Below are 12,543 nucleotides of genomic sequence, written 5' to 3'. Positions count from 1 at the left end.
CCCGCCGGGCCGGTATGCCGTTTGCCGCTGCAACAAGGAGAAAGCGCATTGGATGAAATGAAACCCGACCATGCCGAGGAAGAACTGGCCGACCAGATCGACGACGCCGTGCCCTCGCGCGGCTACCGCATGTTGCCCGTCGTGGGGCTCGGCGGCTCGTCCGGCGGCATCGAGGCCGTGGGCGCCTTCTTCGAGGCCACGCCGTTCGATACGGGCATGGCGTTCGTGGTCGTTCTCCATGTGTCGGCGGCGCACGAGAGCGCGCTGGCCCAGGTGCTGCGGCGCTCCACCCGCATGCGGGTGGTACCGGTGGCCGGCAGGGAGCGCATCGAGCCCGACACGGTGTATGTCGTTCCGCCCGGCAAGGCGCTGCGCACGCGCGGGGAACTCATCGAACTGGCCGCGTTGCCGCCGGGGCAGGGCCACCACGTGGCGGTCGATTTCTTCTTTCGCACGCTGGCCGATACGCATGGCCCGCACGCCATCGCGGTGGTTCTTTCCGGCGCGGACGGCGACGGCGCCATCGGAATCAAGCGCATCAAGGAGCGCGGCGGCCTGACCGTCGCGCAGGACCCGCAGGAGGCCCGGCACGGCGGCATGGCGCAATCGGCCATCGCCACCGGCATGGTCGACTGGGTCTTGCCCGTGCACGAGATGGGCGCGCGCATTCATGCCTATTACCGCATCGAGCGGCAGCTCAGGCTCCCCCCCGAGCAGTTGCCGAACGACGGCAAGGACGACCCACCACCGCCCGCCGATATCGACGAGGCGACGTTCCGCGAGGTGCTGGCATTCGTGCGAAGCCGCAGCGGGCGCGATTTCGTCGACTACAAGCGCGCCACGGTGCTGCGGCGCATCGGCCGCCGCATGCAGGTGAACGGCGTGAGCGATCTCGCCGCCTACCTCGATTGCCTGCGCACCCGTCCGGGCGAGGCCGGCGCGCTGCTGCAGGACATGCTGATCAGCGTGACCAATTTCTTCCGCGACGGCGAATGCTTTGCCGCGCTCGAAGGCATGGTGCACGAGCTGTTCCGCAACAAGACGGCGGCGGACACCATCCGCGTCTGGGTGGTCGCGTGCGCGACCGGTGAAGAGGCCTACTCGATCGCGATGCTGCTCAACGAGCACGCGCGCACGCTGGAGAGCCCGCCGTCCATCCAGATCTTTGCCACCGACCTCGACGAAGACGCGGTGCGAGCCGCCCGCGAGGGCGTCTACCCCTCGCTTGCCGAGGCGGATGTCTCCGAAGACCGCTTGCGGCGTTTCTTCGTCCGCGAGCCGCGCGGTTACCGCGTGCGCCGCGAGTTGCGCGAGATGGTGCTGTTCGCGGTGCACGACGTGCTGAAAGACTCGCCGTTCTCGCGCATCGATCTGGCCACCTGCCGCAACCTGCTCATCTATCTCAACCGGGAAGCGCAGACCAGGGTGTTCGAGACGCTGCACTTTTCGCTGCTGCCCGGCGGTCGGTTGTTCCTCGGCGCATCGGAAGCGGTCGACGACAGCAGCCCGCTGTTCTCGGTGATCGACAAGAAGCACCGCATCTACGCGCAACGCACTTCGCCCAAGGCCGCGCTGCCGGTGCCCACCGGCCGCAGCAGCGCAGCCATCGCGCTGGAGCTCAAGCATTCGTCGCCGGTCGTTCCGGGGCCGGCCTTCGTTCAGTTGCAGCGCACCACGCTGCCGCTGGCCGGCGGCCGGACGATGAGCTGGGCCGAGCTGCACCTGCGGCTGCTCGACCGTCTCGCGCCGCCTTCGATCCTGCTCGATGCGGACCACGAGATGCTGCATATCTCGCCGGCGGCAACGCCGTTCCTGCACTTCAGCGGCGGCGAGCCGTCGCGCAACGTGCTGCGCGCCATCGTGCCCGACCTGAAGGCCGAGTTGCAGACCGCGCTCTATCACGTGAACGAAAGGCGCCAGCCGGTGGAAGTGGCGCCGGTGCGGGTGCGGCTGGGCGCGGGCGAGGCCGAGGTGTCGCTGCACGTGATCCCGGTGGAAGAGTTCGGCGGCGGCTTGCTGGTGCTGCTGCGCAGCGGCGATCCGGCAACGAGCGGCCGCGGCAGCATCGTGGTGCCGCGGGTCGACGCGGAGCCCATCGCCGAGCACCTGGAGCGGGAGGTCGGGCGCATGAAGTCGCAGCTGCGCGAGACCGTGGAGCAGTACGAGACGTCGACCGAGGAGCTCAAGGCGAGCAACGAAGAACTGCACGCCATGAACGAGGAGCTTCATTCGGCGACCGAAGAGCTCGAGACCAGCCGCGAAGAACTGCAGTCCATCAACGAGGAGCTCACCACCGTCAACCACGAGCTCAAGAGCAAGGTGGACGACCTCGGCCAGGCCAACAGCGACATGCTGAACCTGATGGACGCGACCGCCATTGCCACCGTGTTTCTCGACCGCGAGTTCCACGTGACCCGCTTCACGCCCAGCGCGGTGGCGATCTTCAAGCTGATCGCCACCGACGTGGGACGGCCGCTCTCGGACCTGACCACCCCGCTCGACTACCCGCAGCTCGCCGCGGACGCGCGCCGGGTGCTCGAGACGCTGCAGCCCAGCGAGCGCGAGGTGGGCGATGCCGCCGGCAACTGGTACCTGGCGCGCGTGCGGCCCTACCGGACCATCGAAGACCGCATTGCCGGGGTGGTGCTGACCTTCGTCGACATCACCGAGCGAAAGGAGGCGCAGGAGTCGCTGCGGCAGTCGCAGGAGCGCTTCAGCGCCATCGTCAACCAGGCGTCGGTGGGCGTGGCCCAGACCCGGCTCGACGGCGAGATCACTTTTGCCAACACCTGCTATCACACGCTCATGGGCTACGGCGAGCGCGAGCTCGTCGGCGTGCGCGCGCTCGACCTGGTGCATGCCGCCGACCGTGAGGCCATGGCGGTGCGGCTCGCGCGGCTTGCGCAGCACGGCGAGCCGTTCCAGAGCGAGAGCCGCGACATCCGGAAGGACGGCTCTTTCATCTGGCTGCACAAGAGCGTGACCGTGCTCACGGATGCGAGCGGCAAGCCCGACTCGGCGCTCATCGTCTGCAGCGACATCAGCGAGCGCAAGGCCGCGGAAGAAGCGCTGCGCGAGAGCGAGGAGCGGTTCCGGCTCATGCTCGAGAACGCCGTCGACTACGCGATCTTCTCGGTCGACATGGAGCGCTGCGTGAAGAGCTGGAACACCGGCGCCGAGCGGCTCCTGGGCTACACCGAAGCTGAAATCCTGGGCCGCTCGGCCGACATCATCTTCACCGAGGAAGACCGCGCCGCGGGCGCCCCGCTGGAAGAGGCGCGCACCGCGCTCAGCGCCGGCAGGGCGGCCGACGACCGGCTGCACCAGCGCAAGGACGGCTCCCGCTTTTGGGCCAGCGGCGCGCTCATGCCCATGCACAACGGCGAGGGTGCCGTCGTCGGCATGGTGAAAGTGCTGCGCGACCAGAGCGAGCAGCGCGCCGCCCAGCAGGAGGTGGAGCGAAGCCGCGGCGAGTTGCTCGACGCGCTGCGCGCCAACGAGGCCGCGCGCAAGGCGCTCGAAGCCGCGGATGCCGCCAAGGACCGCTTTCTGGCGGTGCTTTCGCACGAGCTGCGCAATCCACTGGCCTCGATCAGCGGCGCCGCGGAACTGCTCGCGCCGCAAGAGCTTGCCACCCAGGAGCAGGCGCGCGCCGCGCGTGTCGTCCGGCGGCAGGCGTCGGCCATGAAGGTGCTGCTGGGCGATCTGCTGGACGTCTCCAGCCTGCGCCGGGGCCGGCTGGTGCTGCGGCGCGAACGCGTGACGGCGCAGAGCATCGTCGACGCGGCCGTGGAGGCGACCCGTCCGGTGATGGAAATGGGCCGCCACCGGCTCGCGCTGGAGATTTCCGCCGCCGAGATACCGCTCGACGCCGATCCCATGCGCTTGACGCAGGTGGTTTCCAACCTGCTCTCCAATGCGGCCAAGTACACGCCCGAACGCGGCGATATCCGGCTGTCGGTGCATGCCGACGGCGGCGATGCGATCTTCGTGGTGACCGACAACGGAATCGGCATGGAGCCGGACACGGTCGACACCATGTTCGAGATGTTCACGCAGAGCGTGCATGCGCACGAGCGCTCGGCCGGCGGATTGGGCATCGGGCTGGCACTGGTGCGCAACATCGTCGAGCTGCATGGCGGCACGGTCACGGGCGAGAGCCGGGGCCTGGGGCACGGGAGCCGGTTCACCGTGCGCGTTCCGCTGGCCGAGGCGCGTGCGGCCGAAGCCGAGTTGGGGTCCGCGCAAGCACCGCCGGCGCCTCTTCCGCCTCCGTCCGAAGGACCCCCGAAGCGCGTGCTGCTCGCCGACGACAACGTGGACGCGCTGTGGGGCATGGCCCGGATGCTGTCCATTTCGGGCTTCAGCGTGAAGACCGCCGACAACGGAATCGATGCGCTGCAGATGGCCGAGAATTTCCGGCCCGACGCGGCCGTGCTGGACATCGGCATGCCGGGGCTCGACGGGCACGAGGTGGCGCGCCGGATCCGTGCGCAGCCCTGGGGGCGCGGCATGCTCCTTGTCGCGGCGACCGGATGGAGCCAGCCCGAGGACAAGCTCGCCGCACTCGAAGCGGGCTTCGACGAGCACCTGGTCAAGCCCGTGGCCGCGACCGACGTGCAGCGCCTGCTGCGCACGCGCGAGGGCACGGCGCTGTCGTCCGACTGAGGCCACGCCACCACGGGGCACTCCGCGAGCGGGCACGCCGCTTGCCGAACAAGACAGAACCGCGTACTTCCGCATGTCGAAAATACCCAACTCCGCCGGCCGGCAGCAGGCCATCTTCATCGGTGCCTCTGCCGGCGGCGTCTACGCCATGCTCGATCTGGTCGCCGCGTTGCCGGCCGATTTTCCTGCGCCCATCTTCTTTGTGCAGCACATCGGCGCCCACCGCAGCCAGCTGGCCTCTTTGCTGAGCGGCCGCGGACCCAACCGCGCGGTCGAGGCGAAGGAGGGCGACGTGCCCGCCGCGGGCACCATCTACATCGCGCCGTCCGACCACCACATGCTGCTCGAAGGCGGCGTGGTTCGCTTGAGCCGCGGCCCCAAGGAACACCATGCCCGCCCCGCCATCGATCCGCTGTTTCGTTCCGCCGCGCTGGACTGCGGCCCGCGCGCCGTGGGTGTGGTTCTCACGGGCATGCTCGACGACGGCAGCGCCGGGCTGCGCGCCATCAAGGACTGCGGCGGCATTGCCGTCGTGCAAGACCCGGCCGATGCCCACGAACCCAGCATGCCGCAAAGCGCGATGGCCGCGGTGCAGGTGGACCACGTCGTCGGCTTGCAAGAGATGGGCCGCCTGCTGTTCGAACTGGCGCAACCCCGCGCCGAAGTGCAGCCCGCCGAACCGCCGGCCGAACTGCGCCGCGAATACGCCCTCGGTGTGGGAGACCGTGCCATGGAGAACCTGAAGTCGATTGCGGAGCCGTCGGTATTCAGTTGCCCCGATTGCGGCGGCGTGCTCTTCGAATTGAACGACAAGCACCCCGTGCGCTACCGCTGCCACACGGGCCACGCGTTCAGCCTGCGCAGCCTGGCCGCCACGCAGGAGCAAGTGACCGATGCGGCCCTGTGGTGCGGCTTGCGCACGCTGCAGGAAAAAGAGGCCATCCTGCGCCGGCTCGCCGAAGTCCAGGTGAGCGAAGGCCTCGGCGATGCCGAAGCGTCGCTGCGCGAGGCGGACGAACTCGCGGCCGCGAGTGCCGCCCTGCGCAAGCTCACGATGAAGGCGCCCAGCCCCGCGAGCTTCGACGCGGGCTGAGCTGTTCGTTCCTGCACTGCTATTTCTTCGGCCGCGCGGTGCCGGCGGTGTCCGCAGGCAAGGCGGGGCCTTCGCCCATGCCGAGCTCCGCGCCGGTGAGCGGATCGCCGTCGGTGCGCGACTGCGTACGGGTGGCCATCTGCTGCAGCACCGGTGCGTCCGCATCGCTGAGCTCGACCGTCGCCAGACCGTCGCCGCCGTCCACCGGCCCCGACTCTTGCGTGACCGGCACGAAGTCCCAGCGCTCGCCCTGGTTCCACGGCCCGCGCAGGTCCGCCTCGCCCTTCGACATCCGGAAGTACACGTTGGTGAAGCGCGGGTCGCCCGGCAGCTTGCCCGGCGGGAAGTTCGGCTCGATGGCATAGAGCGCCTTCTCGAACGACTTCTGGTGCGCGATCTCGCGTGTCATGAGGAAGGTCAGCGCATCCTTCACGCCCGGATCGTCCGTGAGGTTGATCAGCCGCTCGTAGACGATCTTGGCGCGCGCCTCGGCCGCGATGTTGGAGCGCAGGTCGGCCGTGGGCTCGCCGATGGTGTCGATGTAGGCCGCCGTCCAGGGCACGCCGGCGGAGTTGACCAGCGGGGGGCCGCCGCCGTAGAGCACCTGCGTGATGTGGCTGTCGTTGCCCGCGCCGGTGATGGTGCGGTACATCTCGCCTTGCTCGTCGACGCCTTCGGCCAGCCGCCCCTTGGCGCCTTTGTTGAGCATGCCGACGATCGTGCCGATGATTTCGAGATGGCTCAGCTCTTCGGTCGAGATGTCGAACAGCATGTCCTTGCGGCCCGGGTCGTCCTCGCCGATGGCCTGCGTGAAATAGCGGCAGGCCGCGGCGAGCTCGCCTTGCGGACCGCCGAACTGTTCGAGCATGAGATTGGCGAGACCGGGATTGGTTTCGCTGACGCGTACCGTGTATTGCAATCGCTTGTTGTGAGAAAACATGGGGGACTCCTTGCGTTGGATGGGCTCTGGGGTTGGAACGGCTGCACGTGTCGGCGCCGCCGCACTTTTTTCGCGGCAAGCGGCGTGCCCCCCGATGCGTGCGGCGAAGGCTGACAAGGCCATGGGAAACCGCCTTGCCTGGTGTCCCTGCGCGCGCCACAAACATCGGCCGTGTTCCCTCCACCACTCCCCTTCAACTCACTTTTTTTCAAGGAACCGACATGCCGATCAAGAGCCTTTCCGATCTCTTCGTCCACGAGCTTTCCGACACCTACAGCGCGGAGAAGCAGATGACGCGTTCGCTGTCGAAGCTCGCCCGCGCGGCCACCGACGAAGGCCTGGCTTCGGCCTTCGAGACGCATCTGGAGGAAACCCGCGGCCAGGTCGAGCGGATCGAAGAAATTGCCGAGCTGCTGCAGATCAAGATCAAGCGCATCAAGTGCGACGGCATGGCCGGACTGGTCGAGGAAGGCGATTCGCTGATCGACGAGATCGAGAAAGGCCCGGTGCTCGACGCGGCACTCATCGGCGCGGCGCGCAAGGTCGAGCACTACGAGATTGCGGGCTACAACTCGTTGTGCACGCTGGCCAAGCAGCTGGGGCACACCGAGGCCGTGGCATTGCTCGAAGCTTCGCTGGCGGAGGAAACGGCCACCGACGGCAAGCTCAGCGCGCTGGCCGAGGCGCATGCCATGGAAGAGGCCGTGGCCGCGGAGTGAGCGGGCGGGCACGCCGCTTGCCCATAGACGGTCTGGCGCGCAACTGTTGCGCGCGCAGGGCCGCACTGGTTCGCGGATCGAAGGAAAGCATGTCAATGAACGACCAAGAAGGGCGCATTCGTACCCGGCGCGGCTTTGCCGGAATGGATCCTGAACGCCAGAGGGAGATCGCCAGACTGGGCGGGCGCACCGCCCACGAGCTGGGACTCGCCCACGAATTCACCCCTGAAGAGGCTCGCCACGCAAGGGCCAAGAGCTTGAGCGCGCGGGCGCAGGCGGCCGCGCGGCAGCAGGAGTAAGCGCAGGGCCGCCCGCCGCCGCGGTCGGGGTCAGTTGATCGCGGCGCGCAGGGCGGCAGGTTCGAAGGATCTGGCAAGCACGGCATCGAAACCCGCGATACCGCCCTGGTCCTGCGGCTCTTGCGGATCTTGCGCCAGCGACGAGCCCCAGACGGCGACCATGCGGCCTTCGAAACCGGCGCCTCGGGCGCGCCGGCCCAGCAGGAGCGCCGCGCCGGTCGAGGTGCGCACATCGACCACCGCAATTTCGGGGGCACGCTTCACGAGTACGTTGTAGCCGCTGTCGCTGCTTGCGGCCAGATCGACCTTGTAGCCCGCATCCGAAAGGAGCCCGCCCATCACGGCCAAGAGGCCGGCGTCGTCGGAAACCGCCAGCGCGCGGCCGGCGTCCCCCGCGCCGCGCTGCGCGTGCGCGACCAGTTCGCTCATTCGGGCCGAGAGCTGGCGGACCTGGCGCGCCACCACCACGCCCGCTTCGCGCAGCACGGCCTGCGGCAGCTCCACGCGCGCGAGCACTTCGCTGGCCGACGAAATGGCGGCCAGCGCATTGCGCGCGTCGTGCACGCAGCGGTTCAGATCTCGGGTGTCGTCGACGATGGAAGGTTCGGACATGGGAAACGGGTGCATGGGTGAGGCACTTCCCATGGCATTCGGCGTGCCCGGGGCAAGGCAAGGCAAGGCAAGGCAAGGCAAGGCAAGGCAAGGCAAGGCAAGGCAAGGCAAGGCAAGGCAAGGCAAGGCAAGGCAAGGCAAGGCAAGGCGTGCGCCAGCCCACTGCGCTATTTGCAGCAAGTTTTGCCGGCTCGAACGGCTGCGGAGCGCGGCTGACAGAGGCCGAAGCACCGGGACGACAAGGCCCGCCATGCTCTCGACCACCATGGAATGCATCCGTTGAACAAGGCCGCCGGCCACAGCGCCGCAGCCGCCATCCAGGAGCAACCATGACCCGAACCCCCGAACAATCGCCAGTGAACATCGACCAGAACCGCGCGGTCGGGCAGGACAGCCCGGCCGAGGGCAGCCAGATCGGCCGCGAGGCGAACAAGCGCCGCGGCTACCCCGGCTCGCGCGACATCGGCACCAACGCCTCGCAAAGCATGCAGGTGGGCGAAAAGCCGCCGCCGAGAGACGCGCCCAAGTCGGGCGAGAGCGAGTCCGGCTCCGAAACCGCCGAGCGGTAGGCAGCGGCGCATTCGCGCTAGCTGCCGACCACGGCCTCGAGGAACTCGATCAGTGCCTTCGAGGGGTCGTCCCGCGCCAGCGGAATCATCTCGATGCCCCACTGCGCGAGCACCGCCTGCTGCACTTCGTTCGCCGACGGCGAGAACAGGTAGGAAACCGGCTGTGCCACATCGGGCACCGACTGCTTCCACAAGCGCGAGAGCTTGTAGAACAGGTAGCGGATGTTCACGTCCGCCAGGCTGTAGCCGATGAAGACCACCGAGCGCCCGAGCACGTCGGCGCGCAGCTTGATGTCGAGCGGCGATTCGAAGTCGAGCCGCGCGAAGTAGCTGCTTTCGTCGAGCACGATGGACGTGTCGTCCTCCAGGTCGCCGTGGAACTTGATGATCTGCGTGGCGCCGGGGCGCAGCTTGGCGAGATCGGCAACGCTCACGATCTTGGTGTACTTCACCTTGTGGTGTTCGAAGGCAGTCTCGAGCCAGCGGTCGTAGTTGGTGGTGTAGATGATCGGAAAGCGGCCCTTCGCCAGCAGCTCGTGGATGCGCGAGGTCTCCACGCGCACGTCGTTGCGGTGCCATTCGCGGTCCATCCAGCTGCGCAGCGGGCCGATGCTGCCGTGCCTGAGCCGGAAGTATTCGGCCAGCGTCAGGTAGCCGCCTTTGTCGCCGAAGGAGCGCGCATCGATGCCCAGCTCGCGCGCCATGTGCTCGATGAGCGCCGACCACGGCGGCAGGCCCAGCCCCATCGAGATGCCCGCGCCCACGAAGAGCACAACCTTGCCGCGGCGGTGCGCCTCGCGCAGCTGCGCGAGCTTTTCGTCGTCGGGCATTTGCGTCGAGATGCGGGATGCACGGCGCAGCGCGGTGCGTGGCGCAGCGCGCTGGCCGGTGCGGCGCTGCATGGGCACGGTTCAGCCGACGACCCGGGTGGCGGTGCTGTCCAGCCGGGGCGGCGTCTCGAAGGTATGAAAGGGCGCGGGTGAAGGCACCTCCCACTCGAGCCCTTCGGCGCCTTCCCACGGTTTGGCGGGCGCGGGTTTCCCGCGCTTCCTCATGGCCGGCAGCACGACGAAGAAGACGAAGTAGGCCTGCGCGAGCGCGAAGACGAACGCGCCGATGCTGGCGATGTGGTTGAAGTCCGAGAACTGCATCGGATAGTCCGCATAGCGGCGCGGCATGCCCGCGAGCCCAAGAAAATGCAAGGGAAAGAAGCCCACGTTGAAGCTGGCGATCGACACCCAGAAATGAATCTGGCCGCGAAGCTCGTCGTACATCACGCCGGTCCATTTGGGCGACCAGTAGTAGTAGCCCGAGAACATGGCAAACAGCGAGCCGGCCACCAGCACATAGTGGAAGTGCGCCACCACGTAATGCGTGTCGTGCACCTGGATGTCGATGGGCGAGATCGAAAGAATCACCCCGCTGAGTCCGCCGATGGAAAAAACGAAGATGAAGCCCAGCGCGAACAGCATGGGCGTTTCGAGCCTCAGCGAAGACTGCCACATGGTCGCGATCCAGTTGAACACCTTCACCGCCGTGGGCACCGCCACCAGCATGGTGGCGTACATGAAGAAGAGCTGCCCCGTCACCGGCATGCCGGTGGTGAACATGTGGTGCGCCCAAACGATGAACGAGAGAATCGCGATGGAAGCCGTGGCATAGACCATCGACGCATAGCCGAACAGCCGCTTGCGCGAGAAGGCCGGCACCACCTGGCTGATGATGCCGAAGGCCGGCAGGATCATGATGTAGACCTCGGGGTGGCCGAAGAACCAGAAGATGTGCTGGAACAGCACCGGGTCGCCGCCGCCCGCGGGGTTGAAGAAGCTGGTGCCGAAATGTCGGTCGGTGAGCAGCATGGTCACCGCGCCGGCCAGCACCGGCATCACCGCGATCAGCAGGTACGCGGTGATGAGCCAGGTCCAGCAGAACATCGGCATCTTCATGAGCGGCATGCCGGGCGCGCGCATGTTCAAAATGGTGACGATGATGTTGATGGCGCCCATGATCGAACTCGCGCCCATGATGTGCACCGCGAAGATGCCGGCGTCCATGGCGGGGCCCATCTGAAGGCTCAGGGGCGGGTAGAGCGTCCAGCCCGAAGCGGCGGCACCGTCGGCCGTGAAGAAGGGCGCAATCAGCATCAGCCCGGCGGGCGGCAGCAGCCAGAAGCTGAAGTTGTTCATGCGCGCAAAGGCCATGTCCGATGCGCCCACCTGCAGCGGGATCATCCAGTTCGCAAAGCCCACGAAGGCGGGCATGATCGCGCCGAAGACCATCACCAGCCCGTGGATGGTGACGAACTGGTTGTAGAGCTCGGGGTTGAGAAGCTGCAGCCCCGGCTGGAACAACTCGGCGCGAATGCCCAGCGCGAGAATGCCGCCCACCATCAGCATCGTGAGGCTGAAGAGCAGGTAGAGCGTGCCGATGTCCTTGTGGTTGGTGGCCAGCACCCAGCGGCGCCAGCCGTGGGGCATGGCATGGTGCTCGTCGTGCGCATCGGCGGCCGTGAGGGCATCGTTCGCGGCGAGGGAAGCGAATGGATGGTGTGTGGGGCTCATGGCGCGCTGGGGTGTGGATGGCATCGGCGTTCGGCAAGCCGCGTGCCCGGCTTCATGGCGCGCTGTCGAGTGTCCGCGCGCCGGCCAGCAGGCGGCTGAAGTCTTCGGCGAACTTGCGGCGCTGCGCAGCGCCCAGGTGCACGGCCACGGGCACGCGGGTGCGGCCGCTGCACAACGTCGGTGGTTCCGAGCCCGCCGGAAATTCAAGGCGGGTCCAGCAAGGATTCAGGCGAACAGTGGTCGAACGAAAGCCGCGAATGCATTGCACTTCGAGCGTTTCGCCGGTCAGCACGAGCTGCTCGCCGTCGAGCGCGTGAATCGTGTAATGAACCATGGCCGACAGGAGCGCCAGTGCCTGGCAGGCGCAGAAGCCGAACACCAGCGGATAGCCCGCGACCCAGAATCCGATGCCGATCGCGCAACTGCCGCCCGCCGCCGCGCCCATGTGCAGCATGAAGATGCGCGGCGTCGTCGCGAGATTGCGCGTGAGGGTCCAGCGCACGGCGGCGCGTGCGCTGCCCTCAGCGGATGCTTCGGCATGGGCTGTGGCATGTGCTGTCGCAGGTGCGGCGTGCTCGATGTCGCGGGGCATTTTTTCTCCAGCTGTTGTTTTCTTCGGTTGGCGTGCGCACAGCACACGGGGCCGGTCGTTCCGCCGCAACGGTGTCGGCAACCAGCGTGCCCGCGGCGTGCAGCGCCATGTGGGTGCTATCCGACGGGGCCTGTGGGCGTCTGCTGGCGCATTGCTCGCGCATGCAGCGGATGCTTGCCGCCGTGTTCCACTTTCGCGGGGGCAGAGACAGGCATGAAGAAAGACTCGAAAGATTCGGTCAAGCAGATCCGACCCGGCGCGTTCTCGGAGTCGGTGACGGGCGAAGAAGACCCGGGCGCATCGGTGGACCTCGTTCAGCCGCCGCCGATGCAGCCGGGTGACGAGGCGCCGCCTGGCGTACCGGGAACCGGCGAAACCGTGTGCCGCCTGTGCGGCGGCAGCGGGCGCGGGAAGGGCGGCGAGACCTGCCCCGAATGCGGCGGAACCGGCAAGGTCAACGTCGGCGTGGGCGGCGGCTGAGCGCCAAGCT

General features: G+C 67.7%; 11 protein-coding genes. 6 read left to right on the top strand and 5 right to left on the bottom strand.

What is annotated here, in order from left to right; genetic code table 11:
* Positions 1–57: 57 nt before the first annotated feature.
* Positions 58–4,668, top strand: a complete 4,611-nt coding sequence (locus tag QFZ42_RS14920) for a PAS domain S-box protein (RefSeq protein ID WP_307704246.1) — start codon at positions 58–60, stop codon at positions 4,666–4,668.
* A 73-nt stretch (positions 4,669–4,741) separates the two neighbouring features.
* Positions 4,742–5,761 carry a chemotaxis protein CheB gene (locus QFZ42_RS14915; protein WP_307701701.1) on the top strand — a complete coding sequence of 340 codons (1,020 nt, stop codon included), beginning with the start codon at positions 4,742–4,744 and terminating at the stop codon, positions 5,759–5,761.
* A 19-nt stretch (positions 5,762–5,780) separates the two neighbouring features.
* Here QFZ42_RS14915 and QFZ42_RS14910 read toward each other — a convergent pair whose 3' ends face one another.
* Positions 5,781–6,701, bottom strand: coding sequence for a manganese catalase family protein (locus tag QFZ42_RS14910; protein WP_307701700.1), 921 nt, complete (start codon positions 6,699–6,701; stop codon positions 5,781–5,783).
* 221 nt (positions 6,702–6,922) lie between these two features.
* Here QFZ42_RS14910 and QFZ42_RS14905 point away from each other — a divergent pair, with 221 nt between their 5' ends.
* On the top strand, positions 6,923–7,420 hold the full coding sequence (locus tag QFZ42_RS14905) for a YciE/YciF ferroxidase family protein (protein ID WP_307701699.1): 498 nt from the start codon (positions 6,923–6,925) through the stop codon (positions 7,418–7,420).
* Between the two features lie 95 nt (positions 7,421–7,515).
* A complete protein-coding gene (locus QFZ42_RS14900; RefSeq protein WP_373423340.1) occupies positions 7,516–7,719 on the top strand; it encodes a KGG domain-containing protein in 204 nt (67 codons plus the stop codon).
* 30 nt (positions 7,720–7,749) lie between these two features.
* Here the strand turns inward: QFZ42_RS14900 and QFZ42_RS14895 are convergent, their stop codons facing one another.
* Complete coding sequence (locus tag QFZ42_RS14895) at positions 7,750–8,331, bottom strand: hypothetical protein (RefSeq protein WP_307701697.1); 582 nt, start codon at positions 8,329–8,331, stop codon at positions 7,750–7,752.
* A 329-nt stretch (positions 8,332–8,660) separates the two neighbouring features.
* Here QFZ42_RS14895 and QFZ42_RS14890 point away from each other — a divergent pair, with 329 nt between their 5' ends.
* The gene (locus QFZ42_RS14890; protein WP_307701696.1) at positions 8,661–8,900 is read left to right on the top strand and encodes a hypothetical protein; all 240 of its coding nucleotides are present in this window, start codon (positions 8,661–8,663) and stop codon (positions 8,898–8,900) included.
* A gap of 17 nt (positions 8,901–8,917) precedes the next feature.
* Here the strand turns inward: QFZ42_RS14890 and QFZ42_RS14885 are convergent, their stop codons facing one another.
* The 3 genes from QFZ42_RS14885 to QFZ42_RS14875 are packed head-to-tail and all read right to left on the bottom strand — an operon-like array spanning position 8,918 to position 12,053.
* Positions 8,918–9,802, bottom strand: a complete 885-nt coding sequence (locus QFZ42_RS14885; RefSeq protein ID WP_307701695.1) for an SIR2 family NAD-dependent protein deacylase — start codon at positions 9,800–9,802, stop codon at positions 8,918–8,920.
* A 9-nt stretch (positions 9,803–9,811) separates the two neighbouring features.
* Positions 9,812–11,461, bottom strand: coding sequence for a cytochrome c oxidase subunit I (ctaD, locus tag QFZ42_RS14880; RefSeq protein ID WP_373423339.1), 1,650 nt, complete (start codon positions 11,459–11,461; stop codon positions 9,812–9,814).
* Positions 11,462–11,513: 52 nt separating this feature from the next.
* On the bottom strand, positions 11,514–12,053 hold the full coding sequence (locus QFZ42_RS14875) for a DUF2244 domain-containing protein (protein ID WP_307701694.1): 540 nt from the start codon (positions 12,051–12,053) through the stop codon (positions 11,514–11,516).
* 213 nt (positions 12,054–12,266) lie between these two features.
* On the opposite strand from QFZ42_RS14875, the gene QFZ42_RS14870 reads away from it, so the two are divergent.
* Positions 12,267–12,533: a hypothetical protein gene (locus tag QFZ42_RS14870; protein ID WP_307701693.1), complete on the top strand. Its 267-nt coding sequence runs from the start codon at positions 12,267–12,269 to the stop codon at positions 12,531–12,533.
* The last annotated feature ends 10 nt before the right edge of the window (positions 12,534–12,543 follow it).

The sequence above is a fragment of the Variovorax paradoxus genome (assembly GCF_030815855.1).
GTDB classification, from domain to species: Bacteria; Pseudomonadota; Gammaproteobacteria; order Burkholderiales; family Burkholderiaceae_C; genus Variovorax; species Variovorax paradoxus_M.
Note: the sequence above shows the minus strand (reverse complement) of the source record. Positions and strands in the feature narration are given on the sequence as shown.

Excerpts from the sequence above, each read along its gene's own strand:
- QFZ42_RS14920 (WP_307704246.1), top strand. The coding sequence starts at position 58 with ATGAAACCCGACCATGCCGAGGAAGAACTGGCCGACCAGATCGACGAC.
- QFZ42_RS14915 (WP_307701701.1), top strand. The coding sequence starts at position 4,742 with ATGTCGAAAATACCCAACTCCGCCGGCCGGCAGCAGGCCATCTTCATC.
- QFZ42_RS14910 (WP_307701700.1), bottom strand. The coding sequence starts at position 6,701 with ATGTTTTCTCACAACAAGCGATTGCAATACACGGTACGCGTCAGCGAA.
- QFZ42_RS14905 (WP_307701699.1), top strand. The coding sequence starts at position 6,923 with ATGCCGATCAAGAGCCTTTCCGATCTCTTCGTCCACGAGCTTTCCGAC.
- QFZ42_RS14900 (WP_373423340.1), top strand. The coding sequence starts at position 7,516 with ATGAACGACCAAGAAGGGCGCATTCGTACCCGGCGCGGCTTTGCCGGA.
- QFZ42_RS14895 (WP_307701697.1), bottom strand. The coding sequence starts at position 8,331 with ATGTCCGAACCTTCCATCGTCGACGACACCCGAGATCTGAACCGCTGC.
- QFZ42_RS14890 (WP_307701696.1), top strand. The coding sequence starts at position 8,661 with ATGACCCGAACCCCCGAACAATCGCCAGTGAACATCGACCAGAACCGC.
- QFZ42_RS14885 (WP_307701695.1), bottom strand. The coding sequence starts at position 9,802 with ATGCAGCGCCGCACCGGCCAGCGCGCTGCGCCACGCACCGCGCTGCGC.
- ctaD (WP_373423339.1), bottom strand. The coding sequence starts at position 11,461 with ATGAGCCCCACACACCATCCATTCGCTTCCCTCGCCGCGAACGATGCC.
- QFZ42_RS14875 (WP_307701694.1), bottom strand. The coding sequence starts at position 12,053 with ATGCCCCGCGACATCGAGCACGCCGCACCTGCGACAGCACATGCCACA.
- QFZ42_RS14870 (WP_307701693.1), top strand. The coding sequence starts at position 12,267 with ATGAAGAAAGACTCGAAAGATTCGGTCAAGCAGATCCGACCCGGCGCG.